This is a genomic window from Yersinia sp. SCPM-O-B-9106 (C-191) (genome assembly GCF_026183365.1).
In the GTDB taxonomy this organism is placed as follows: Bacteria; Pseudomonadota; Gammaproteobacteria; order Enterobacterales; family Enterobacteriaceae; genus Yersinia; species Yersinia rochesterensis.
On sequence record NZ_CP110791.1, the window covers coordinates 3459167 to 3482420 of the forward strand.

Here is a 23254-nt window from a genome sequence, read left to right on the forward strand (position 1 = left end):
GTTATCTCGCTGCCGCCATCAGGGCTTCAATGTCATCGGGATCTTTTACCACACTGGCGGTCAGATTTTCATTACCATCCGCAGTAATCACGATATCATCTTCAATCCGAATACCAATACCGCGATATTGTGGCGGAACATCGGCATCTGGCGCGATATACAAGCCCGGCTCGATGGTCAGCACCATACCCGGCTCAAGAGGGCGCTCGCGGTCACTGTTGCTGTAATCGCCGACATCATGCACATCCAACCCCAGCCAGTGGCTCAAGCCGTGCATAAAGAAGGGACGGTGCGCTTGTTCAATAATCAGTTGCTCGACATCCCCTTTGAGGATGCCCAAATTCACCAAACCGGTAATCATAATCCGCACCACCTTCCCCGTGACTTCACGGATACTGGTTCCTGGCCGGTACAATTCTAAAGATTTGTTGATGGAGGCCAGCACGATGTCATAAATCTCCCGCTGGGCTGGGGTAAATTTACCGTTTACCGGGAAAGTTCGGGTGATATCACCGGCATAGCCCTGATATTCGCAACCGGCGTCAATCAGCACTAAATCGCCATCTCGCAGTTCGCACTCATTTTCGGTGTAATGCAAAATGCAGCCATTTTCACCGCCGCCGACAATCGTGTTATATGCCGGATAACGCGCACCATGGCGAGTAAATTCATGCAGAATCTCCCCCTCCAATTGGTATTCAAACATCCCTGGGCGGCATTTTTCCATCGCGCGGGTATGGGCCAAAGCGCTAATTTCACCGGCACGGCGCATCACAGCGAGCTCTTCTTCTGACTTAAACAGGCGCATTTCATGCAACCATGGCCGCCAGTCAGTTAAGGTCGCGGGTGCGCGCAAGTTTTTACGAAAACCGTTACGCAATTTTTCCAGCGCGGCGAATACAATTTTATCCGCATAATCATATTGCCCTTGCGCGTGATAAATCACATCAAGGCGATTAAGCAGTAAATAGAGATGCTCGTCGATTTCATCGAAAGGTAATGCGCGATCGATACCCAACTTCTCGGGCGCGGCCTCTTGCCCTAAACGGCGGCCAAACCAGATTTCAGCAGTTAAATCTCGCACTCGGTTAAACAGCACGCTGTGGTTGTGAGTTTCATCGCTTTTCACCAGAATCAGCACCGCTTCCGGCTCATTAAAGCCAGTCAGATAGCTAAAATCACTATTCTGCCGATAAGGATATTCAGAATCCGCACTGCGCGTGGCCTCTGGTGCGGAAAAAATAATGGCAGCACTGCCTGAGGCCATCTTCGCCAACAGCGCCTGACGGCGGTTCTGGTATTCTTGCTGAGTCATTACACCCTCCTGAAATATCCGGTTTCCATCATTCAACACACGACACAGGCCAGCTTAGTGTAAGGTCGGTTTGCGTACTTCCGGGGCCGTCGGTTTTTCTTGCGTAAATTCAATATGACACAAGATAGCCGCGACACGGACATACTCAATGACTTCTTCCAATGATTGAGCCAGTTCTTCCTGATCTTCATCGTCGTCATATCCTAACTGAGCGATATTACGCAAATCATCAATGGCTTCGCCCACTTCATCTTTCACTTGCGCCAACTTCGGTTGCAGCATCCCAAGACCTAACAGGAAATGGTTTACCCAGCCTGATAATGCATCAGCACGGTCAAAAACAGTGATTTCTTCACCTTCGGGGATCAGCAACTGGAACATAAAACCTTCATTTTCCAGCGCTTCTTGTGTTGCTTGATGTAACTGTTGTAACGGTAAAGCAAGGGCTTGCGAAAAGGCGACACCCTCATTGGTCAGGTCATGCACCAGTGCACGCCAACCCTCGTTTTTACTGCCCCCACACAGCATGCCGCTGATCAGGCCATGCATTTCAGCAGGGGTTAATGCCACTGCTTGCTGGTTCAATGCCAGGGCAAGTGATTGGTAAGTCGGTAATGTATTCTCTATAGACATGCGTATTGGTCATCGTTGGCAGGATAAGTTCGTGTTATGCTACCACCAAGAAAGGTCGCTATACCAGAAAACGCAACACCCAAAAGGGGTTGAATCTTGGTATCGAGGTATATATAGTGACGCCCGCTTTGCCGCTACGAGCATTTTGCCTCTGGTTTTCAGGGCTGGCGCGAAATTAGTCAGGAAGGTCGCATGTCTGCACAACCGGTAGATATTCAAATTTTTGGTCGATCGTTAAGAGTGAACTGCCCGCCAGAACAACAAGATGCGTTGAACATGGCAGCAGAAGATCTTAACCAACGGTTGCAAGATCTGAAAGTTCGCACTAGAGTCACCAATACTGAGCAGTTAGTTTTCATCGCGGCGTTGAACGTATGTCACGAATTAGCTCAGGAAAGGTTGAAAACCCGTGACTATGCATCCAATATGGAGCAACGTATTCGGATGTTACAACAGACCATTGAACAAGCGTTGCTTGAACAGGGTCGCATCTCTGAACGTCAGGATGCACAGTTTGAATAAATCTCTGTTGAATGATAGATTCAGCAGTGAGTAAAGAATTTCTCTGAGATGTTTGCCAGCGGGCCCGTCCCCTGAGCCGATAATTAATACCAACAGAATGTAGCGACTCCGTAACTGGTGCGCATGCTCGGTTCGCCGAGAAGCCTTAAGGTTGCGACGCTGCGTTCACCTTGAACCATGGGTTCAAGGGTTACAGCCTGCGGCGGCATCTCGGAGATCCCTTTCTTATCGTGTAACACGCATTTCGGTTATCACGTTCATTTTGATACAGACAACTTTCTATTCATTTACCTCAATCGTATGTTTTTTAAGTCAATAATATGCTTTCAAATCAACTGCATGCCATTGAGCGAAAAAAAATCCGCAGTGAAATTCGTGAACGTCGGCGTCTTTTGACTCCCGAACAACAGCAGCAATCCGCCAATCTCGCCGCTCAACAAATCGCTTCCCACGACAAAATCCAACAAGCCCATACTATTGCCCTATTTCTGTCTTTTGATGGCGAGTTAGATACCGCCCCAGTTATCGAACTATTGTGGCAGCAGAAAAAACAAGTTTATCTCCCAGTTCTTCATCCTTTCAGCCCCGGTCATTTACTGTTTCTCCACTATCACCCTGATAGCCAGCTCATTCGTAATCGTTTGAAAATCTTGGAACCCCAATTAGATGTACGCGATGTGCTGCCCTTAAACCAATTAGACGTGGTGATAACCCCGCTGGTGGCATTTGATAGCCACGGGCAGCGTTTAGGTATGGGTGGTGGCTTCTATGACAGAACACTGCAAAACTGGCAGCAAGGTGGCCCCTATCCTATTGGTCTGGCTCATGATTGCCAGCGAGTCGAGCATTTGCCGAATGAACATTGGGATGTGCCGTTGCCAGAGATTGTGACACCGACCAAAATATGGCGCTGGTGAGCCAGGGCGTTCAACATAAAAAAACACCCGATATTATACATAGCGGGTGTTTAGTCATATCAGTACCACATTGACTAGTAAAGCAAACGCGAACGGATAGTCCCTGGAATCGCCTTCATAGCCTGCAATGCATTCTCTGCATTCTCTGCATTATCCGTTTCAACATCAATAACGACATAACCGATATCAGCGCTGGTTTGCAAATACTGCGCCGCAATGTTGACGTTCTGCTCAGCAAAAATTTTGTTAATGCTGGTCAGAATACCAGGGCGGTTCTCATGAATATGCAGCAGACGGCGAGTGTTATCACCATGGGCTGGCAGAGAAACCTCTGGGAAGTTAACCGCAGACAGCGTTGAGCCGTTATCGGAATACTTCGCCAGTTTACCGGCTACTTCATCACCAATATTTTCCTGTGCTTCCTGAGTGGAACCACCAATATGCGGAGTCAATAACACATTATCAAACTCGCACAATGGTGAATTGAACGGGTCTTTATTGGTTGCTGGCTCTTCAGGGAAAACGTCGATTGCCGCCCCTGCCAGATGATTACTGGCCAATGCATCACAGAGTGCCGGGATATCAACGACAGTCCCACGAGAAGCATTAATCAGCATCGCGCCCGGTTTCATCAGAGCCAACTGCTCAGGGCCAATCATATTTTTAGTCGAGTGATTTTCTGGCACATGCAAGCTAATCACATCACTCATATTCAGCAAATCAGACAGGTGGCGAACCTGCTGCGCATTCCCCAAAGACAGTTTATTTTCAATATCGTAGAAGAACACTTTCATCCCGACACTTTCAGCCAGAATACCGAGCTGAGTCCCGATATGACCATAGCCGATAATCCCCAGCTTTTTGCCACGGGCTTCATAGGAGCCAACAGCCAGCTTATTCCACTCGCCACGGTGCGCTTTGGCGTTAGCAGATGGAATACCGCGGAACATTAGCAGTAACTCGCCCAGTACCATTTCAGCGACCGAACGGGTATTGGAGAAAGGCGCATTGAATACCGGCACACCACGTTTAGTCGCCGCTTTTAAATCAACCTGATTAGTACCGATACAGAAACAACCTACTGCAACCAACTTTTCTGCTGCAGCAAAGACTTCTTCGGACAGATGTGTACGCGATCGAATCCCAACGAAGTGAGCATCACGAATAGATTCTTTCAGTGATTCGGTGTCTAAGGCACCTTTATGATATTCAATATTGCTATAACCGGCTGCACGCAGATTATCAACCGTGCTCTGGTGCACCCCTTCCACTAACAGAAACTTAATTCTGTCTTTCTCCAGTGATACTTTTGCCATGTCCCCGACCCTATTTTCAGACTTCAGATGTGGCTGACGATATCGAATGAATCCGGTCAGCACCCAGTCAACATAACAAATATTTCGCGGGCGGCAATACAAACGATTGCCCACCCGTCAGCATAACAAGCAGTGCAAATGTTAATTTATGGAATAAAAAACTGGCAGGGAGTGAGTTAATGGCAGGTTAAGAAAATGAAATGATTAAATGTGATATATATCACCAAATTTAATGATTTTAAGAAAAGATATTTAAAGGCACAATTTATCAGGGTGAAGCCAAAAACCTCACCCTAAATAATATTCATTCAACTACTTGAGCACGACCGTCTTAACACCATCGGCAGTACCAATCAGCGCCACATCAGCACCTCGGTTGGCAAATAACCCCACGGTGACAACACCGGCGATGCCATTAATTTTATTTTCGAGCGCAATGGCATCCAATATAGTCAGGTTGTGCACATCCAAAATAACATTGCCATTATCCGTCAGAACATTTTGGCGATATTCAGGTAACCCGCCCAATTTCACCAGCTCGCGGGCGACATAAGAACGCGCCATCGGGATAACTTCGACCGGCAGTGGGAACTTACCCAAAACATCAACCTGCTTGGAAGCATCTGCAATACAGATGAATTTACGGGAAATGGCCGCAATGATTTTCTCGCGGGTCAGTGCTGCGCCACCGCCTTTAATCATCTGCATTTGGCTGTTAATTTCATCAGCGCCATCAACATAAATATCCAGCACATCGACTTCATTGCAATCAAACACCTGAATGCCATAGCTTTTCAGCTTGGCGGTAGAGGCATCAGAGCTGGAAACCGCTCCTTCAATCTGGCCTTTGATGGAGGCAAGAGCATCAATAAAATGTGCCGCCGTAGAGCCGGTGCCGACCCCAACGATAGTGCCGGGTTTGACATAATCTAATGCTGCCCAGCCCACTGCTTTTTTAAGTTCATCCTGAGTCATGGTAAGTTCACGCCTTGATGTGAAAGAAAACCTGACGTCATTATAGAGCATATATATGATAAAACATCGCAATAAAGCCGGCTCATATAGGCGGTAATTCTAGCTAGATCACAGTTACGTCGGTTTATTTATGGCGAGCCATCCGGTATTCCAACATAGAAAAATGAACAAAATGTGGCATAGTGCGGTATTAACTTAAATATTTGGAGAGATGACTCCGATGAAACGCCCAGACTACCGTACGCTACAAGCGCTGGACGCGGTGATCCGTGAACGCGGTTTTGAACGCGCGGCACAAAAACTCTGCATCACCCAATCGGCGGTATCTCAACGCATTAAGCAGTTGGAAAACCTGTTCGGTCAGCCGCTATTGGTGCGCACTGTGCCCCCGCGTCCAACTGAACAAGGGCAGAAATTGCTTGCCTTACTGCATCAGGTTGAACTGCTGGAAGAAGAGTGGCTCGGCAATGATAACGGCGGCGATACCCCGCTATTGCTGTCATTGGCGGTTAATGCCGACAGTCTGGCAACCTGGCTGCTACCGGCGCTAAAACCGGTGTTGGCGGACTCTCCTATTCGGCTGAATTTACAAGTCGAAGATGAAACCCGCACTCAAGAGCGGTTACGCCGTGGCGAGGTGGTGGGCGCGGTCAGTATCCAGCCTCAACCGTTGCCAAGCTGTCTGGTTGATCAGCTCGGCGCACTGGATTATCTGTTTGTGGCGTCAAAACCCTTTGCCGACCGCTACTTTCCCAATGGCGTGACCCGCTCGGCATTGCTGAAAGCCCCCGCCGTGGCCTTTGACCATTTGGATGATATGCATCAGGCATTTTTACAGCAGAATTTCGATTTGTCACCCGGCAGTGTGCCGTGCCATATCGTTAACTCGTCGGAAGCCTTTGTACAGTTAGCAAGGCAAGGTACTACCTGCTGTATGATCCCGCATTTGCAAATCGAAAAAGAGTTGGCATCCGGTGAATTAATTGATCTAACCCCGGGGTTATTGCAACGACGGATGCTGTACTGGCATCGATTTGCACCAGAAAGCCGGACAATGAGAAAGGTAACTGATGCCCTGTTATCTCACGGGCATCAGGTATTACGGCAAGATTAGCTTATTTGGCGGCAGCTGCGGGCGTGTTGGTGCTGGTTTTCAGCTCAAACACGACATCAACTTGATCATCAAAATGGATGGTTTGTTGCTCATAAGTTTGGGCTGCACCATTGGCTGGTGCGGCGTCAGCACTCTTGAACATACGCGCTACCGGCATAGGCTGGTAGTTAGCAGCACGGTAACGAATGCTGTATACCGGCCCTAATTTAACCTTAAATCCGTCAGCCAAAGCGCCAGCCTGACTAATGGCATTCTCGATGGCTTTTTGACGAACCTGTTCACGATAAGTGTCCGGGTTGGCAACACCCAGCTCGACGGAGTGAATTTCATTAAGACCCGATTTGAGTGCGCCATCCAGTAACTCATTCAACTTATCCAACTGGCGCAGTGTCACTTGAACCTGGCGTACCGCACGGTAGCCTTTCAATACCGCTTCACCGGTCTTCTGATAATCATATTCAGCTTGAGTCCGGATATTAGCCGCATTGATATCTTTTTTCTCAATGCCACTCTTACGCAGGAAATCAAAATATTGTGCGACTCGGGTATCTGCCTGTTTCTTAGCATCGGCGGCATCTTTGGCAGAGACACTCACTTCGATGGTAATGGTGGCAATATCCGGAGCCGCATCAACACTGGCAGTGCCCGAGGTGACAACATGCGGCCCTTCTGGTAGCTCCGCCGCCTGAACTTGCAGCGCCAAAGGTAACGTCCCTAAACCCATCATTGCGGCCAAAGCCAATGTCTTCAACTTCACGGAGCCTCCTAAGATAATCATAATAAAACTAAGACAACCGTAGCATATCTAACTCAATTAGGGATTCGGATTAATGATAAAAATTCACAGGCTTAATCCCTGCCGCGCTAACTGAAAAGCAATAAACCACATCACGCTCCCCACCAGCAGATTGATGACTCGCTGTGAAGTTGGACGGTTGAGCCACGGTGATAACCACGCAGCCAGCAACGCCAGAGCAAAAAACCAAACTACAGAGGCGCTTACGGCACCAAAAGCAAACCACGGCCGAACATCCGGTAATAACTGGCCCCCTAAGCTTCCCAGCACCACAAAAGTATCCAGATAAACATGCGGGTTAAGCCAGGTTACCGCCAATAGCGTAACCAGAATGCGCCAGCGCCCTTGCGCACCTGCAGCAACAGTTGATGACGAGCTATCGCCACGCCATGCAGCCGTTAATGCCCCCCAGCCATACCACAACAGAAATGCCACGCCACCCCAAGTCACCAGAGCCAGTAACAATGGAGAACTATTCAGCAGAGCACTGCCACCAAAAATACCTGCACAAATCAATATGATGTCACTGAAGGCGCACAACGCGGCACTCATCAAATGGTGCTGCCGCTTAATGCCCTGATTCATCACAAAGGCATTTTGTGGCCCAAGGGGAAGGATCATGGCCGCACTCAGGGCAAAGCCTTGCAAATAGACAGCTAACATACTGTTACCTTTAAATAATACTCAAAACAAACTGAGAGAATTGTTGAAGAATTAGCAGCATATTACGGGGAGATAATCATCAGAGGAAATTGATATTTCTTATCTACTATAAGTAAAACTAATAATGAATATATCTGTCATACTTCAAGCTGCATGTGTGTTAGCTGCTTTCCTGCAATTTGAATTATTTAGGGTATAAACAGAAACTCGCGAGTGAGAAAAACGGAAGAAAAACGGAAGAAAAACGGACTAATAATAGCCCGTTTTGACTGAGTTTATTGCTATCAGATTTTATGCTGTTGGAGCAGATTCTGCTTTATCCACCTGATGCAAATGCACATCCATCTGCGGGTAAGGAATGCCAATTTTGTGGGCATCCAGCGCGCGTTTGAAGTTCTCCATCAGATCCCAATAAACCTCCATGGCATCGCCGTTGGTGGTCCAGACGCGCACGGTAAAGTTTAATGACGAAGCCGCCATCTCATTCAAACGCACGGTAACCCCTTTGTCATGCATAATGCGGGGGTCGGCTGCAATGATGTCACCCAGCACTTTCTTCACCACATCAATATCAGCATCATAGGCCACGCCAATAACCATATCAGTACGGCGATTGGGTTCACGGCTGGTGTTGATGATGTTGTTGGCGATAATTTTACCATTTGGCACAACAATAATTTTGTCGTCGACGGTGCGCAATGTGGTTGAGAAAATCTGCACCTGCACCACGGTACCGGCTATGCCACCCAGATCGACATATTCACCCGCTTTAAATGGTCGGAAGGCCACCAGTAACACGCCAGCGGCAAAGTTGGACAGTGAGCCTTGCAGCGCCAAACCGATCGCTAAACCGGCAGCACCAATAACCGCAATCACCGAGGCTGTTTGTACTCCAAGGCGGCCCAACACCGCGACGATAGTAAAAGCCAGAATACTGTAGCGCGCCATTGCCGCCAGAAAATCTGCTACGGTGAGATCAATACCCCGTAACTTCATGACCCGGCTGAGCATGCCGGAAACCACTTTGGCAATAATCGAACCGATAATTAGAGTCAGTAACGCCGCGACAATATTGACCGCGTATTGAATCAGTAATTCCTGATTATTCACCAACCAAGTGCTCGCTTCATTGATACCATCAACTACGTTTAACTCTTCCATTTAAACCATCCTACAAAAAGCTCCCTGCGGGAGAGATTACGCAAAAAAATCACCTCAAAATGCTAGCTGACATAGCAGACAGCTTGTTTAGGGTAACCAACAATGGAGAATGTTGCCAATTTTGACAGTCCCGTTAAGCCAACAATACAGACTATAGAATCAGCAACAGCTAAAGTGATACTCGCCAACAACGAAAAAAGGCCCCTAAGGGCCTTTTAAAACAGTCAGAATGAGACTGAATTATAATACGTCGATTGCGTTCAGTTCTTTGAATGCCAGTTCCAGACGGGCAATCATTGAAACCTGCGCTGAGCGCAGCCATACGCGCGGATCGTAGTATTTTTTGTTAGGTTTATCAGCACCTTCTGGGTTACCCAGTTGGCCTTGCAGATAGCCTTCATTCTTTTTGTAGTAATCCAGAATACCTTCCCATGTTGCCCATTGGGTATCGGTGTCGATATTCATTTTCACTACGCCGTAGCTTACTGCTTCTTTAATTTCAGCTGCAGTAGAACCTGAACCGCCGTGGAACACGAAGTCCAGGCTGTTGTGCGGCAGATTGTGTTTCTTAGAAACATAATTCTGAGAATCACGCAGAATAGTTGGGGTCAGTTTCACGTTACCTGGTTTGTAAACACCGTGCACGTTACCAAAAGAAGCTGCGATGGTGAAACGTGGGCTGATTGCGTTCAGTTTTTCGTAAGCGTAATCAACGTCTTCTGGCTGAGTGTACAGAGAAGATGCATCCATATGGCTGTTGTCCACGCCATCTTCTTCACCACCGGTGCAACCCAGTTCGATTTCCAGCGTCATACCCAGTTTTGACATACGAGTCAGGTACTTGCTACAGATTTCGATGTTTTCTTCCAGGGACTCTTCAGACAGGTCAATCATGTGAGAAGAGAACAGTGGTTTGCCCGTTGCCGCGAAGTGTTTCTCGCCTGCATCCAACAAACCGTCTAACCATGGCAACAACTTCTTAGCACAATGGTCGGTATGCAGAATAACCGGAACACCGTAGTGTTCAGCCATCTGATGCACATGGTGCGCACCAGAGATAGCGCCCAAGATTGCAGCACCTTGTGGCACGTCAGTCTTCACGCCTTTACCTGCGATAAATGCTGCACCACCGTTAGAGAACTGAACGATAACCGGCGCACGCACTTTGGCTGCTGTTTCCAGCACTGCGTTGATAGAGTCGGTGCCGACACAGTTTACTGCTGGCAGAGCAAAGTTGTTTTCTTTTGCTATTGCGAACACTTTCTGAACGTCATCACCTGTGATGACACCTGGTTTTACGAAATCAAAAATTTTAGACATGTACGTTGTCCTGTTTCGTCGACTGAAGATAGCAGCTATCCGGGAGGATAGGCCCTAAATGTAAATCGGTTTTCGCCAGCCCAAAGCCCGCAAGCTTCATTAGCTAAAAGCGAAACGGGCGGCTCTCGCCTCCCGTTATCTAAATTACTGCTTAGCGCGCTCTTCCAACATCACAACCGCTGGCAGTTTTTTCCCTTCTACGAACTCAAGGAAAGCACCGCCGCCAGTGGAGATATAAGAGATTTGGTCAGCAATACCGAACAGATCGATGGCTGCCAGAGTGTCACCGCCGCCCGCGATTGAGAATGCTTCGCTCTCTGCGATGGCGCGAGCCACGATTTCGGTCCCTTTACGGAAGTTAGGGAATTCGAACACACCAACCGGGCCATTCCACAGAATGGTTTTGGCGTTTTTCAAGATCTCTGCCAGACGTTCAGCTGATACGTCGCCCAGATCCAGAATTTGCTCATCATCTTTGATCTGATCTGCTGGCTTCAGTGTTGCAGCCGCAGTTTCAGAGAATTCAGTGGCAACACGAACATCAGTAGGAACTGGGATATCGCAGGTTTCCAGCAGGCGTTTAGCTTCTGGAATCAGATCTGCTTCGTACAGAGATTTACCGACATTGTGACCTTGAGCTGCCACGAAGGTATTCGCGATACCGCCGCCAACAATCAATTGGTCGGCAATTTTAGACAGCGCACCCAGCACGGTCAGTTTGGTTGAAACTTTTGAACCGCCGACGATAGCAACCATTGGACGCGCTGGGTTACCCAGTGCTTTACCCAAGGCTTCCAACTCTGCTGACAACAGCGGGCCAGCACACGCGATAGGTGCAAATTTACCTACACCGTGAGTAGAAGCTTGTGCACGGTGAGCGGTACCAAAAGCATCCATCACATACACATCACACAGTGCGGCATATTTTTTGGACAGAGTTTCGTCGTCTTTTTTCTCGCCTTTGTTAAAGCGAACGTTTTCCAGAACAACCAACTCGCCAGCTGCAATTTCAACGCCGTCCAGATAATCTTTCGCCAAACGTACCGGAGCAGACAACTTGTCTTTCAGGTAGTTAACGACTGGCAGCAAGGAGAACTCTTCATTGTACTCGCCTTCGGTCGGACGACCCAGGTGAGAGGTAACCATTACTTTAGCGCCTTGCTTCAGTGCCGCTTCAATTGTCGGCAGAGATGCACGGATACGCGCATCAGAAGTCACTTTGCCATCTTTTACCGGAACATTGAGGTCCGCACGGATCAGCACGCGTTTGCCAGCTAGATCCAGATCGGTCATCTTAATTACAGACATGGTGAATCCTCTTGTTGATTCTCTTTAAAGTTGCATAAGCTGCACATTAACGTTGATATATCCGCATTAAATCACGGAAAAACAACACGTTAACATGCCATACTAGAAACCGCTTTTGGCCATCGCCAATGTCGTATCCAACATTCTATTGGCGAAACCCCATTCGTTATCACACCATACCAACGTCTTAATCAGGTGTTGCCCACTGACTCGCGTTTGAGTGCAATCGACAATTGCACTGTGCGGATCATGGTTAAAATCGGTCGACACCAATGGTAATTCCGTATAGTCAACTATACCACGAAATGAGCCTCTTGCTGCCTTTTGCAAAAGCTGGTTAACCTCAGTCACACCAACCGGGCTTGTTACACTGACGCTTAAATCGATAGCCGTTACGTTGATAGTTGGCACCCGCACCGAGATAGCTTCAAACCTGTCACAAAACTTCGGAAAAATGCGGGTAATCCCTGCTGCCAGTTTGGTATCTACCGGGATAATTGACTGACTTGCTGCCCGGGTACGGCGTAAATCTTGATGATAAGCATCAATAACGGGCTGGTCATTCATTGATGAATGAATGGTGGTGACAGTGCCGGATTCGATGCCATAAGCAATATCCAACAACTGAATAATAGGAATAATACAGTTCGTGGTACAGGACGCGTTAGAAACAATTCGGTGATCTGCCCGTAAATCTTGATGGTTAACACCATAAACCACCGTAGCATCCAAATCATGTCCACCGGGATGGGCAAACAGCACCTTTTTGGCACCGGAGGTTAAATGCGCCTCGCCATCTGCACGGCTACCATAAACGCCGCTACAATCCAGAACTACATCAATTCCTAACTCACCCCAGGGTAACTGCCCAATCTCTGGCTGATGTATCAACCGGATAGTATCGTCCCCGACGTATAATTTGTCACATTCCTGACGAACATCCCAGGCAAACCGGCCATGGCTGGAGTCATACTTCAACAGATGGGCCATCCCCTCTGCATTAGCCAACTCATTAATTGCAACGACTGAAATCTCTGCCCGGCGACCAGATTCATATAATGCGCGTAAAACGCTACGGCCAATACGGCCAAAGCCATTTATCGCTATACGGATTGTCATGTTACTCCCTGTTTCTGGTTATTATCATGCAACCCCATAGCGTACTGCAGCGCACCCTAAGATGTTAATCGCCTTATCACAATTCAGCCAGAATACTTCCGGCTTTTTCCTCAGCGAAATTGGCTGAAATGGAAAGTGAATTATGACTGAAACGCTTCAGCCAGAATAAACCAAACTAATCATAAAAGGAATATCTGCCTGATAAAGGGCACAATTCATCCATCAATTGGCGAAAAAAAAGACCGCCGAAGCGGTCTTTTAACAGCTGCATTACCGAGCTTCTCATCACCCTTTACAGTGATTTATAGCATTGATAACGTGATGCTGTTTTAAAAAAAATTACTTCAACAACGCCTGAGCTTTCGCCACCACGTTTTCTACGGTGAAACCGAACTCTTTGAACAGCAATTCAGCCGGAGCAGACTCACCAAAGGTGTGCATACCCACTACTGCGCCATTCAGACCGACGTATTTGTACCAGTAATCAGCAATACCGGCTTCAACCGCAACGCGCGCGCTAACAGCAGATGGCAATACAGATTCACGGTAAGCTGCATCTTGTTTGTCGAATGCATCAGTCGATGGCATAGACACAACACGCACTTTGCGGCCAGCGGCAGTCAGTTGATCAGCAGCAGCAACCGCCAATTCAACTTCAGAACCGGTCGCGATAAAGATCAGTTCAGGAAGGCCAGCACAATCTTTCAGCACATAAGCGCCTTTAGAGATATTGGCTAACTGCTCAGCAGTGCGCGGCTGTTGTGCCAGGTTTTGGCGTGAGAAGATCAGTGCGCTTGGGCCGTCTTTACGTTCCAATGCATACTGCCATGCCACCGCAGATTCAACCTGGTCACATGGGCGCCAAGTGCTCATATTTGGTGTCACACGCAAGCTGGCCATCTGCTCAACGGGCTGATGGGTTGGGCCATCTTCACCTAAGCCGATAGAGTCATGGGTGTAAACAAAGATGCTGCGAATTTTCATCAGCGCGGCCATGCGCACTGCATTACGGGCATATTCCACAAACATCAGGAAAGTCGCGCCGTAAGGGATGAAACCGCCGTGCAAAGCAATGCCGTTCATGATGGCAGACATACCAAACTCACGTACACCGTAGTGAATATAGTTACCCGCGAGATCTTCGTTCAGAGATTTGGAGCCAGACCAGATAGTCAGGTTACTTGGTGCCAGGTCAGCAGAGCCGCCCAGGAATTCAGGTAACACTTTACCGAAAGCTTCCAGCGAGTTTTGTGAGGCTTTACGGCTGGCAATATTTGCCGGGTTAGCTTGCAGCTGTTCGATGAATTTCTTGGATTCAGTCGCCCAGTTAGCTGGCAGCTCACCACTGATGCGGCGTTTGAATTCAGCAGCCAGTTCCGGATACGCTTTAGCGTATGCAGCAAACTTCTCATTCCAAGCAGCTTCCTTGGCCTGACCGGCTTTTTTAGCATCCCACGCGGCATAGATATCCTGTGGAATTTCGAATGCTGCGTATTTCCAGCCCAATGCTTCACGGGTCGCGGCAACTTCATCAACACCTAATGGTGCGCCGTGTGAGTCATGGGTGCCGGCTTTCTTCGGTGAACCAAAACCGATAATGGTTTTGCACATCAGCAATGATGGTTTGTCGGTCACTTTGTGGGCTTCTTCGATGGCCGCTTTGATGGAATCAGCGTTATGACCATCAACACCACGAACGACATGCCAACCATAAGCTTCGAAACGCGCGGCGGTATCATCAGTAAACCAGCCTTCAACATGACCGTCGATGGAGATGCCGTTGTCATCATAGAAAGCCGTCAATTTGCCCAGCTTCATGGTACCCGCCAGAGAGCAAACTTCGTGAGAAATGCCTTCCATCATGCAACCGTCACCCATAAAGGCGTAGGTGTGGTGATCAACAATCTCATGGTTCGGGCGGTTAAACTGCGCGCCCAGGGTGCGTTCTGCAATCGCAAAACCAACTGCGTTGGCAATGCCCTGACCCAATGGGCCAGTAGTAGTTTCTACGCCAGCGGTGTAGCCATATTCTGGGTGACCTGGCGTTTTAGAGTGCAACTGGCGGAAGTTTTTCAGTTCTTCCAGCGGAAGATCATAGCCAGTGAGGTGCAACAAGCTATAGATCAACATGGAGCCGTGACCATTCGACAAGACGAAACGGTCGCGATCAGCCCAGTGTGGATTAGTTGGATTATGGTTCAGGTAATCACGCCACAGAACTTCGGCAATATCTGCCATACCCATAGGGGCACCGGGGTGGCCGGAATTCGCTTTTTGCACTGCGTCCATGCTTAGTGCGCGGATCGCGTTGGCAAGCTCTTTACGAGAGGACATGTTTTACTCCAGGTCGGATTAAAAAAAGCGTTCAAGTTTACCATTTTCTCAGACTCAACATTGAAACGGCAACCACTAAAACCACAATGAGCAATAACTTCCATATTAATGACGAATGGAGTCTGCTGATTTTCAGAATAAATCTATAGCTCTGACGCCAATAGCACATTAATCTCCGCTATCCATTGTCAATCAGGCCATACCTTGGGTATCTCACCAGTGCTGCCCAGAGTAGTAGAAGCTGCGCTGATGCAATAGCTATTAATGCAATTGATGTAATGTAACAATAAAAGCCCCATAACCACAGGAAGAAAGTGTTATGAAAATGCGTACCTCAATGATTGCCCTGAGCCTGACGGCATTACTTAGCGGCTGCCAGAATATAAATACCGATGGTTTGATGCAATCCGGTGCCCAGGCTTTCCAGGCTGCAACCCTGAGTGATGCTGATGTCAAAAACCTCAGTGAAAAATCTTGTGTGGAAATGGATCAAAAAGCCCAGATAGCTTCTGCTGATAGCACCTATGGCAAACGCCTGGCAAAAATCTCAGCAGCATTGGGTGATAATATCAATGGCACACCAGCTAACTATAAGGTTTACGTCACAAAAGATGTCAATGCTTGGGCGATGGCCAATGGCTGTATTCGTGTTTACAGCGGCTTGATGGACATGATGAACGACAATGAAGTGGAAGCGGTCGTCGGCCATGAGATGGGCCATGTGGCATTGGGGCATACGCGTAAAGCGATGCAAGTGGCCTATGGCACTACCGCCCTGCGCACTGCCGCCGCCTCTGCCGGTGGCATTGCCGGGCAACTGTCGCAGTCTCAGTTAGCCGATATTGGCCAGAAATTGGTGAATGCCCAGTTCTCACAAAAACAAGAAAGCGAGGCCGATGATTACTCATTCGACCTGCTGAAAAAGCGCGGTATCGATCCTAACGGTTTGGTCACCAGCTTCGAAAAACTGGCTACCATGGAAGCCGGCCGCAGTAGCAGCATGTTTGATGATCACCCGTCCTCACAGGCTCGCGCCGATCATATCCGCCAGCGCATCGCCGCCGAGAAATAACAGTTACCGCCACTCTCTTGTCAATGCAAACGCCCCACAATAGGGGCGTTATGACTTATTCCACCGCCAGATTAACCTCAAGATGATCACCATTGATCCGCACCGGGTAAGTGTTCAAATCCCGATCCCCTGGTTCACGTAAGCATTGCCCGGTTCGGATATCAAACAGCGCGCCATGCAATGGGCACTCGACCGTCTCGCCATCCATAAAACCTTGGCTTAACAATGCATTGGCGTGAGGGCAAACATCTTCCATTGCGAAATACTCACCATCAATGACATAGACGCCAATCCTTTTATCATTCACCTGAGCTGAGAAAGGAAAGTCCGGTTTGACGTAATTGACCTTACAAACACTGACCCATCCCATGAAAGCACCTCGCAGATTATCGTCAGAAATCACAATATTAGTGTGGTTGATAATCAGACAATCACCAGTCGTCGCGCAAACAAAAAGGGCAAACCTGAGTTTGCCCTTAAGTGATATTAATCAGTTACTAATGATTACTCATCTTCAAGATATGTATAACCGTACAGACCAGCTTCAAACTCTTCCATAAACTGAGCTTGTAGCTCGGTATCCAGATCCGTTTCTTTCACTTGATCAGAGAACTGTTTTAGCAATTTTTCTGGGTTCAATTGAACATATTCCAACATATCCGCGACAGTATCGCCTTCATCGGTCTGTTCAAACTCAACCGTACCATCAGGGAAGACAAACACATCTACGGCGGCGGTATCGCCGAACAGATTGTGCATATTGCCCAGAATTTCCTGATAGGCACCGACCATAAAGAAGCCCAGCAACGGCGGATTCTCAACATCATACGGCGGCATTGGCATGGTGGCTGCCACTCCGTCGCCATCAATATAATGGTCGATGGTGCCATCAGAATCACAAGTGATATCCAGCAACACCGCACGGCGCTCTGGTGGCTTATCTAACCCTTCCAATGGCAAGACAGGGAAGAGCTGATCAATACCCCATGCATCCGGCATTGACTGGAACAGCGAGAAATTCACATACAGCTTGTCGGCCATACGCTCTTGCAGCTCATCAATGATTGGCCGATGCGCACGGTTGCTCGGATCCAACTGCTTTTGGATCTCATTACAAATGCTCAAATACAGTTCTTCAGCCCATGCACGTTGGGTCAGATCCAATATCCCATGGGCATACTGGGAATGGACATCGTGCAAGTCCATTTGACTGTCGTGCAGCCATTCGCGCAGAGAACGGCGTTTTTCCGGCTCTTGCATTTCCAACCAAGTATCCCACAGGCTGATCAGCGCACGAGGTGCATCTTCTTCCGGTGGTTGTGGCTCATTGAACTCATTACGTTCCACGCCGATAACATTGGAAACCAGCACGGTATGGTGCGCGGTCACTGCGCGGCCCGATTCCGTAATCACCGTGGGGTGCGGCAAGCCGTGCTCATTACAAGCATCACCGATACCCCAGATAACGTTGTTGGCATATTCATTCAGGCCATAGTTTACTGAGCAATCAGATTGGGAGCGCGTCCCTTCGTAATCCACACCCAGACCACCGCCCACATCGAAACACTGGATATTGACACCCAGTTTGTGTAGCTCCACATAGAAGCGGGCAGATTCACGTACACCAGTGGCGATATCACGGATGTTGGATAACTGAGAACCTAAATGGAAATGCAATAATTGCAGGCTTTCCAAGCTATTGGCTTCACGCAGCATATCAACCAACTGCAATACCTGAGTCGCAGACAAGCCAAATTTGGATTTCTCGCCACCACTAGCCTGCCATTTGCCGGAGCCTTGTGATGCCAAACGCGCGCGGACACCTAAGCGCGGGACGACATTCAGGCGCTCGGCTTCTTCCAGTACCATTTTGATTTCTGACATCTTTTCGATGACCAGATACACCTTATGGCCCAGTTTTTCGCCAATCAATGCCAGACGGATATATTCACGGTCTTTATAGCCATTACAAACGATGACCGAGCGAGTCATACCCGCATGCGCCAAAACCGCCATCATTTCAGCTTTAGAACCCGCTTCCAGCCCTAACGGCTCACCGGAATTAACCAGTGATTCAATCACCCGACGATGCTGGTTAACTTTAATCGGATAAACCAGGAAGTAATCGCCTTCATAGCCAAACGACTCACGCGCGCGTTTAAACGCACTATTAATTGAGCGCAGGCGATGCTGTAAAATCTGGGGGAAACAGAATAACGCAGGCAGGCGTTGCCCTTGCTCAAGCTGCATTTTTTTGACCAATTCCGCCAAATCGACACGCGCCTCGCGAACATCCGGATCAGGGCAAACGCTGATATGGCCTAGTTCATTGACGTCAAAATAGTTGCCACCCCAGTAGGCGACGTTATACGTGCTCAGCATCTTGCTAGCATTACGATCATTCATGGCAACCTCCTGCATGGAGCGTAAAGAAACATGTGCGCCCGCAGCTGACGGACGGCCAATCAAGTTATCATCAGACATAATTCGCCTCTATTGCGATACTGACGATAAAGTCAGCTACTATCGCAGCTACAACCAGCAAGGACAACCCGCGTGAATGCCAAATTGGCAGAATATTGCGCTATAAAGCGCAATCCACTAGCAGTTTATCTCGGCTATTCATTACCCCAAACAGGGTAAATCACGTTTAAATGTAAAATACGTTTGACTGTAAATAACGTATTGAGATTTTGTGAATCGGATTAGCCGCAAAGTCGTCAGGCTAGCCGGATTCAGTGCTTCAGGGGGTAATTAACCCGCCCGCGAATCCTGAGTTGCACCCATGTGGGTATAACATCGGGTTGATGGTGTACAAGAAAGGGAGGTTGCAAGGGGAGATTGAACGTCAGAACGACGCAGCTGTTGATGTGCAGCAACCAGTAGACAATGGATCATTAATCCAACCACCTCCACGCATGCCGCTCATAATGAACGGACAAGACTTTATTAATAAACAAATTAAGTAACAGTAAAATGACGCTGCCATTTTAGTGCTCATCACGATGATGCGCTCATAAGATTGAGCGCCTCTCACTAAGTGCGAAACACTAAGAATCTAACAATGAGCTAATGTCATCTTCTGCCATCTTCATCATTGCGTATCGAATAAGCTGCGCGCGCAGTTTATACCTATAACGGAAGCAAAATGCAAAATGAAAATGGCTTGCATGCCCTAAATAATTCGAGTTGCAGGAAGGCGGCAAGCGAGATAATCCCGACGAGCTTACTGTAGTAAGTGATTCGGGTTATTGAGTGTAGCCAACGCACATGCAGCTTGAAGTATGACGGGCATAATTGTATCAAGCGGTAAATAAATCAAGTAACAACCAAAGTGAGAAATATCTTGATGCAAAAAGGGCTGGCGTTAATAGCAAAAGCTGACCTAAAATAGACGTCCAGATGTTAATACATCCATCCATTTTAATTGCTAGAATGTCTGTGTCATTATAATTATGACGGACTTCTAAAGGGATAGACTGCTAAAGGCTTTGCCTAAAGAGGCGTTGTAAAGTGCAATACAGCGAAAAGCCCATACAAACCGCGGCTCTAGTTGCTTGACTTCAATGCTATGCAGTGACATTTCACTTGTATTCAAGGTAAAGAAAAACAATGGCTAAACACCTATTTACGTCGGAATCAGTTTCCGAAGGACATCCTGACAAAGTTGCCGACCAGATTTCAGACGCTGTACTTGACGCAATTCTGGAGCAAGACCCAAAAGCACGTGTTGCCTGCGAGACCTATGTCAAAACGGGTATGGTATTAGTTGGCGGGGAAGTGACCACTAACGCGTGGGTAGATATCGAAGAAATTACCCGCCGTACTGTGCGCGAAATCGGTTATGTCAATTCTGAGATGGGTTTTGATGCTAATTCTTGTGCTGTCTTGAGTGCAATCGGTAAACAATCTCCTGATATTAATCAGGGAGTTGACCGTGCTGATCCACTGGAGCAAGGTGCGGGTGACCAAGGTTTGATGTTTGGCTACGCCACCAACGAAACCAGTGTCTTGATGCCAGCACCCATTACTTATGCTCACCGTTTGGTCGAGCGCCAGGCTGCAGTGCGTAAAGATGGTACTTTGCCATGGTTGCGCCCGGATGCGAAAAGCCAGATTACCTTCCAATATGACGATGGAAAAATTATCGGTATTGATGCGGTTGTTCTGTCAACTCAGCATTCAGAAGATATTAGCCTGACGGATTTACAAGAAGCGGTGATGGAAGAAATCATCAAGCCGATTCTGCCGGCCGAGTGGCTCAATGCTGCCACTAAATATCATATTAACCCAACAGGCCGTTTTGTTATCGGTGGCCCAATGGGTGACTGTGGTCTGACTGGCCGTAAAATTATCGTTGATACCTACGGCGGTATGGCACGTCATGGTGGCGGTGCATTTTCGGGTAAAGACCCATCCAAAGTTGACCGTTCTGCCGCTTATGCTGCTCGTTATGTGGCAAAAAATATCGTCGCGGCTGGCTTGGCTGACCGTTGCGAGATTCAGGTTTCTTACGCTATCGGTGTGGCAGAGCCGACTTCCATCATGGTGGAAACATTTGGTACCGGGAAGATCTCTGAAGATAAATTGGTCACTTTGGTACGTGAGTTCTTTGAACTGCGCCCTTATGGCCTGATCCAAATGCTGGATCTGCTGCACCCGATCTATCGCAAAACTGCCGCTTATGGTCACTTTGGCCGTGAAGAATTCCCTTGGGAAAAAACTGACAAAGCCGCGTTGTTGCGTGATGCTGCTGGCCTGAAATAAGTTTCGGCCGATCAGTTCTCAATCGCAAAAACCCCGCCAAGCGGGGTTTTTTTATACTTTATTTTTATGATTGTCGGTAACGCTCAATCAAGCTGAATATCGCCATTCCTGCCACCATCGCGGCGGCAAAAATAACACCTTTGTATATGCCCGCCCCCAATAAAACTAAAGCTGGCCCAGGGCATATCCCCGCCAGCCCCCAGCCAATACCAAATAACACACTACCGCCGATTAAACGGCGATCAATTCGCGTAGATGTTGGCAATTGGAGAGGTTGTCCCAGCAAACTGGTTTTACGTTTTTTAGCCCAACCAAAACCTAATGTCGCGATAGCGACTGCGGCGGCCATCACCAGTGCTAGCGAAGGGTCCCATGAGCCAGCAATGTCCAGAAAACCCAGCACCTTAGCTGGATTCGCCATACCTGCAACTATCAGCCCCAGGCCAAAAACCACCCCAGCAAGCAATGAGAAAAGTAAATTCATATTCCCTTCCTATCGACTAAATGAATAGATGACGAACAAGCCATACAGTGACAAAACCCGCAAACATAAAACTCAGTGTCGCCAGCAATGAACGCGGTGAAAAACGCGCTAATCCGCAGACACCATGCCCGCTGGTGCAACCTGCACCATAGCGAGTGCCAATCCCGACCAATAATCCGGCCACGATCAGAACCGGCAAGCCCGCATCAATCTGAATCACCGGCAGAGCAGCAAAGAGAGAATAAATCACCGGAGCAGCAATCAAGCCGAGGGTGAAAGCAACGCGCCAGGAAATATCCCCCGCTTTTGGCGGCAATAATCCGCCTAAAATGCCGCTAATACCGGCAATGCGGCCATTGCAAAGCCATAGGATTATTACGGCAATACCTAATAGCGCCCCACCCGCCAGTGCGCTGTAGGGGGTGAAATTAGCCCAATCTATCGTCATGCGCCCTCCTTATCTTGTGGGCAATAAAGCTGATACAGCAGCTCAAGCAGCGCCAATATCTTATTATCAGCGATTGAATAAAATATGCGCTTCCCCTCTCGGCGAGTGTTGACCAACCCATCACTGCGTAATACACCGAGCTGTTGTGAGAGTGTCGGTTGGTGAATACCTAAGGCCTGTTCCAGTTCGCCGACCGCCTTTTCCCCCTGACTCAGTTGGCACAGCAATAGCAGCCGATCCTCATTCGCCAATATTCGCAGCACGTCACAGGCTTGCCCTGCCGCGTACCTCATCAGATCCATACTGATCGTTTTATGGTTATTCATATGTATCTCTGGCACTTTGGAATCATTATATATTTTTATATTATATGTTTTTACATAATGATCGACTAAAAATAGTCCCATTGACCCGCTTGCATCTGACTATCTGCCGTTTTATTCTTCCGCAATATGAGTTCATTAAGAATCCCCATCGCGCTACAGCAAGCGGTTATGCGCTGTTTGCGCCATAAATTACAGCTGGCGAATCAGCATCTTGGCACCGACTATCCGGAGCCTAAAATCAATTATCATCAACGCGGTACTAGCGCGGGCAGCGCCTATCTACAATCCTTCGAAATCCGTTTAAATCCAGTATTATTGTTGGAAAATCAACAGGTTTTTATTGATGAAGTGGTACCTCACGAACTGGCGCATTTACTGGTTTATCGCCAATTTGGTCGGGTGGCTCCCCATGGTAAAGAATGGCGCTGGATGATGGAGCATGTGTTGCAAGTCCCGGCTAGCCGCACTCATCAGTTTGAAGTGACCTCGGTGCGCAGTCAGACTTTTAATTATCAGTGCAAATGCCAACAACATGCTTTAACCATTCGCCGCCACAATAAAGTACAGCGCGGTGAGAGCGAATACCGCTGCCGAGAGTGTGGTGAAAAACTACAATTTATCGCGAAAAAAGCTGTTAGCAATTAACGTTAGTTGTTATAAAACA

The 23254-nt window shown here is 48.1% G+C and carries 22 protein-coding genes and 1 other RNA gene; 7 read left to right on the forward strand and 16 right to left on the reverse strand.

The genetic code is table 11. The features are described 5' to 3' along the window. Position 1 precedes the first annotated feature (1 nt). On the reverse strand, positions 2 to 1315 hold the full coding sequence (pepP, locus tag OP863_RS15805) for a Xaa-Pro aminopeptidase (protein WP_145591721.1): 1314 nt from the start codon (positions 1313 to 1315) through the stop codon (positions 2 to 4). A 54-nt stretch (positions 1316 to 1369) separates the two neighbouring features. Next, complete coding sequence (locus OP863_RS15810; protein ID WP_145589615.1) at positions 1370 to 1948, reverse strand: YecA family protein; 579 nt, start codon at positions 1946 to 1948, stop codon at positions 1370 to 1372. A gap of 192 nt (positions 1949 to 2140) precedes the next feature. Here OP863_RS15810 and zapA point away from each other — a divergent pair, with 192 nt between their 5' ends. The 3 genes from zapA (at position 2141) to OP863_RS15825 (ending at position 3387) form a co-directional block, all read left to right on the forward strand. After that, positions 2141 to 2470 carry a cell division protein ZapA gene (zapA, locus tag OP863_RS15815; RefSeq protein WP_004706812.1) on the forward strand — a complete coding sequence of 110 codons (330 nt, stop codon included), beginning with the start codon at positions 2141 to 2143 and terminating at the stop codon, positions 2468 to 2470. A gap of 37 nt (positions 2471 to 2507) precedes the next feature. After that, positions 2508 to 2691, forward strand: a non-coding RNA gene (gene ssrS / locus OP863_RS15820) — 6S RNA. A 99-nt stretch (positions 2692 to 2790) separates the two neighbouring features. Next, complete coding sequence (locus tag OP863_RS15825) at positions 2791 to 3387, forward strand: 5-formyltetrahydrofolate cyclo-ligase (RefSeq protein ID WP_120011455.1); 597 nt, start codon at positions 2791 to 2793, stop codon at positions 3385 to 3387. A 74-nt stretch (positions 3388 to 3461) separates the two neighbouring features. Here the strand turns inward: OP863_RS15825 and serA are convergent, their stop codons facing one another. Together serA and rpiA are read right to left on the reverse strand one after the other, a co-directional pair. Continuing rightward, positions 3462 to 4703, reverse strand: coding sequence for a phosphoglycerate dehydrogenase (serA, locus tag OP863_RS15830; RefSeq protein WP_265525528.1), 1242 nt, complete (start codon positions 4701 to 4703; stop codon positions 3462 to 3464). Positions 4704 to 5015: 312 nt separating this feature from the next. Beyond that, the gene (gene rpiA / locus OP863_RS15835) at positions 5016 to 5678 is read right to left on the reverse strand and encodes a ribose-5-phosphate isomerase RpiA (protein WP_038631043.1); all 663 of its coding nucleotides are present in this window, start codon (positions 5676 to 5678) and stop codon (positions 5016 to 5018) included. Between the two features lie 220 nt (positions 5679 to 5898). On the opposite strand from rpiA, the gene OP863_RS15840 reads away from it, so the two are divergent. Then, on the forward strand, positions 5899 to 6792 hold the full coding sequence (locus OP863_RS15840; protein WP_038631041.1) for a LysR family transcriptional regulator ArgP: 894 nt from the start codon (positions 5899 to 5901) through the stop codon (positions 6790 to 6792). A gap of 1 nt (position 6793) precedes the next feature. Here the strand turns inward: OP863_RS15840 and OP863_RS15845 are convergent, their stop codons facing one another. From OP863_RS15845 to tkt, 7 genes are all read right to left on the reverse strand, one after another. Next, positions 6794 to 7549, reverse strand: coding sequence for an oxidative stress defense protein (locus OP863_RS15845; protein WP_038631039.1), 756 nt, complete (start codon positions 7547 to 7549; stop codon positions 6794 to 6796). Between the two features lie 84 nt (positions 7550 to 7633). Then, positions 7634 to 8251, reverse strand: coding sequence for an arginine exporter ArgO (gene argO, locus OP863_RS15850; RefSeq protein ID WP_265525529.1), 618 nt, complete (start codon positions 8249 to 8251; stop codon positions 7634 to 7636). 291 nt (positions 8252 to 8542) lie between these two features. After that, entirely contained in the window at positions 8543 to 9412 is an 870-nt protein-coding gene (gene mscS, locus OP863_RS15855) for a small-conductance mechanosensitive channel MscS (protein ID WP_038631035.1), read from the reverse strand. Between the two features lie 240 nt (positions 9413 to 9652). Continuing rightward, positions 9653 to 10732 carry a class II fructose-bisphosphate aldolase gene (gene fbaA / locus OP863_RS15860; protein WP_038631031.1) on the reverse strand — a complete coding sequence of 360 codons (1080 nt, stop codon included), beginning with the start codon at positions 10730 to 10732 and terminating at the stop codon, positions 9653 to 9655. A 144-nt stretch (positions 10733 to 10876) separates the two neighbouring features. Further along, positions 10877 to 12040, reverse strand: a complete 1164-nt coding sequence (pgk, locus tag OP863_RS15865) for a phosphoglycerate kinase (protein ID WP_032815224.1) — start codon at positions 12038 to 12040, stop codon at positions 10877 to 10879. Between the two features lie 102 nt (positions 12041 to 12142). Beyond that, positions 12143 to 13159, reverse strand: a complete 1017-nt coding sequence (gene epd, locus OP863_RS15870) for an erythrose-4-phosphate dehydrogenase (RefSeq protein WP_038631029.1) — start codon at positions 13157 to 13159, stop codon at positions 12143 to 12145. 339 nt (positions 13160 to 13498) lie between these two features. Then, complete coding sequence (gene tkt / locus OP863_RS15875; protein WP_032819983.1) at positions 13499 to 15493, reverse strand: transketolase; 1995 nt, start codon at positions 15491 to 15493, stop codon at positions 13499 to 13501. A 319-nt stretch (positions 15494 to 15812) separates the two neighbouring features. On the opposite strand from tkt, the gene OP863_RS15880 reads away from it, so the two are divergent. Then, entirely contained in the window at positions 15813 to 16565 is a 753-nt protein-coding gene (locus tag OP863_RS15880) for a M48 family metallopeptidase (protein ID WP_265525530.1), read from the forward strand. Between the two features lie 55 nt (positions 16566 to 16620). Here OP863_RS15880 and OP863_RS15885 read toward each other — a convergent pair whose 3' ends face one another. Together OP863_RS15885 and speA are read right to left on the reverse strand one after the other, a co-directional pair. Then, a complete protein-coding gene (locus OP863_RS15885) occupies positions 16621 to 16935 on the reverse strand; it encodes a non-heme iron oxygenase ferredoxin subunit (protein ID WP_145589619.1) in 315 nt (104 codons plus the stop codon). Between the two features lie 134 nt (positions 16936 to 17069). Continuing rightward, positions 17070 to 19049 (reverse strand): biosynthetic arginine decarboxylase, encoded by a 1980-nt coding sequence (speA, locus tag OP863_RS15890; RefSeq protein ID WP_145591717.1) that lies wholly within the window; start codon positions 19047 to 19049, stop codon positions 17070 to 17072. 1128 nt (positions 19050 to 20177) lie between these two features. Here speA and metK point away from each other — a divergent pair. Next, the gene (metK, locus tag OP863_RS15895; RefSeq protein WP_038631020.1) at positions 20178 to 21332 is read left to right on the forward strand and encodes a methionine adenosyltransferase; all 1155 of its coding nucleotides are present in this window, start codon (positions 20178 to 20180) and stop codon (positions 21330 to 21332) included. A 64-nt stretch (positions 21333 to 21396) separates the two neighbouring features. Here the strand turns inward: metK and OP863_RS15900 are convergent, their stop codons facing one another. Genes OP863_RS15900 through OP863_RS15910 form a run of 3 tightly spaced genes read right to left on the reverse strand, consistent with a single transcriptional unit; the run spans position 21397 to position 22590 of the window. Beyond that, entirely contained in the window at positions 21397 to 21816 is a 420-nt protein-coding gene (locus OP863_RS15900) for a DUF6691 family protein (protein WP_145589620.1), read from the reverse strand. 16 nt (positions 21817 to 21832) lie between these two features. Further along, positions 21833 to 22264: a YeeE/YedE family protein gene (locus tag OP863_RS15905; RefSeq protein ID WP_265525531.1), complete on the reverse strand. Its 432-nt coding sequence runs from the start codon at positions 22262 to 22264 to the stop codon at positions 21833 to 21835. Next, entirely contained in the window at positions 22261 to 22590 is a 330-nt protein-coding gene (locus OP863_RS15910) for an ArsR/SmtB family transcription factor (RefSeq protein ID WP_038631014.1), read from the reverse strand. Before OP863_RS15910 ends, OP863_RS15905 begins: the two co-directional genes overlap by 4 nt. A 126-nt stretch (positions 22591 to 22716) precedes the next feature. On the opposite strand from OP863_RS15910, the gene OP863_RS15915 reads away from it, so the two are divergent. Beyond that, the gene (locus tag OP863_RS15915; protein ID WP_145589622.1) at positions 22717 to 23235 is read left to right on the forward strand and encodes a SprT family zinc-dependent metalloprotease; all 519 of its coding nucleotides are present in this window, start codon (positions 22717 to 22719) and stop codon (positions 23233 to 23235) included. Positions 23236 to 23254 lie beyond the last annotated feature (19 nt).

Coding starts and splice junctions, on each gene's coding strand:
- OP863_RS15905 (WP_265525531.1), bottom strand. CDS start 22,264: ATGACGATAGATTGGGCTAATTTCACCCCCTACAGCGCACTGGCGGGT.
- pepP (WP_145591721.1), bottom strand. CDS start 1,315: ATGACTCAGCAAGAATACCAGAACCGCCGTCAGGCGCTGTTGGCGAAG.
- OP863_RS15880 (WP_265525530.1), top strand. CDS start 15,813: ATGAAAATGCGTACCTCAATGATTGCCCTGAGCCTGACGGCATTACTT.
- rpiA (WP_038631043.1), bottom strand. CDS start 5,678: ATGACTCAGGATGAACTTAAAAAAGCAGTGGGCTGGGCAGCATTAGAT.
- mscS (WP_038631035.1), bottom strand. CDS start 9,412: ATGGAAGAGTTAAACGTAGTTGATGGTATCAATGAAGCGAGCACTTGG.
- argO (WP_265525529.1), bottom strand. CDS start 8,251: ATGTTAGCTGTCTATTTGCAAGGCTTTGCCCTGAGTGCGGCCATGATC.
- metK (WP_038631020.1), top strand. CDS start 20,178: ATGGCTAAACACCTATTTACGTCGGAATCAGTTTCCGAAGGACATCCT.
- speA (WP_145591717.1), bottom strand. CDS start 19,049: ATGTCTGATGATAACTTGATTGGCCGTCCGTCAGCTGCGGGCGCACAT.
- pgk (WP_032815224.1), bottom strand. CDS start 12,040: ATGTCTGTAATTAAGATGACCGATCTGGATCTAGCTGGCAAACGCGTG.
- epd (WP_038631029.1), bottom strand. CDS start 13,159: ATGACAATCCGTATAGCGATAAATGGCTTTGGCCGTATTGGCCGTAGC.
- OP863_RS15910 (WP_038631014.1), bottom strand. CDS start 22,590: ATGAATAACCATAAAACGATCAGTATGGATCTGATGAGGTACGCGGCA.
- OP863_RS15825 (WP_120011455.1), top strand. CDS start 2,791: ATGCTTTCAAATCAACTGCATGCCATTGAGCGAAAAAAAATCCGCAGT.
- OP863_RS15915 (WP_145589622.1), top strand. CDS start 22,717: ATGAGTTCATTAAGAATCCCCATCGCGCTACAGCAAGCGGTTATGCGC.
- tkt (WP_032819983.1), bottom strand. CDS start 15,493: ATGTCCTCTCGTAAAGAGCTTGCCAACGCGATCCGCGCACTAAGCATG.
- serA (WP_265525528.1), bottom strand. CDS start 4,703: ATGGCAAAAGTATCACTGGAGAAAGACAGAATTAAGTTTCTGTTAGTG.
- OP863_RS15885 (WP_145589619.1), bottom strand. CDS start 16,935: ATGGGATGGGTCAGTGTTTGTAAGGTCAATTACGTCAAACCGGACTTT.
- OP863_RS15900 (WP_145589620.1), bottom strand. CDS start 21,816: ATGAATTTACTTTTCTCATTGCTTGCTGGGGTGGTTTTTGGCCTGGGG.
- OP863_RS15840 (WP_038631041.1), top strand. CDS start 5,899: ATGAAACGCCCAGACTACCGTACGCTACAAGCGCTGGACGCGGTGATC.
- fbaA (WP_038631031.1), bottom strand. CDS start 10,732: ATGTCTAAAATTTTTGATTTCGTAAAACCAGGTGTCATCACAGGTGAT.
- OP863_RS15810 (WP_145589615.1), bottom strand. CDS start 1,948: ATGTCTATAGAGAATACATTACCGACTTACCAATCACTTGCCCTGGCA.
- zapA (WP_004706812.1), top strand. CDS start 2,141: ATGTCTGCACAACCGGTAGATATTCAAATTTTTGGTCGATCGTTAAGA.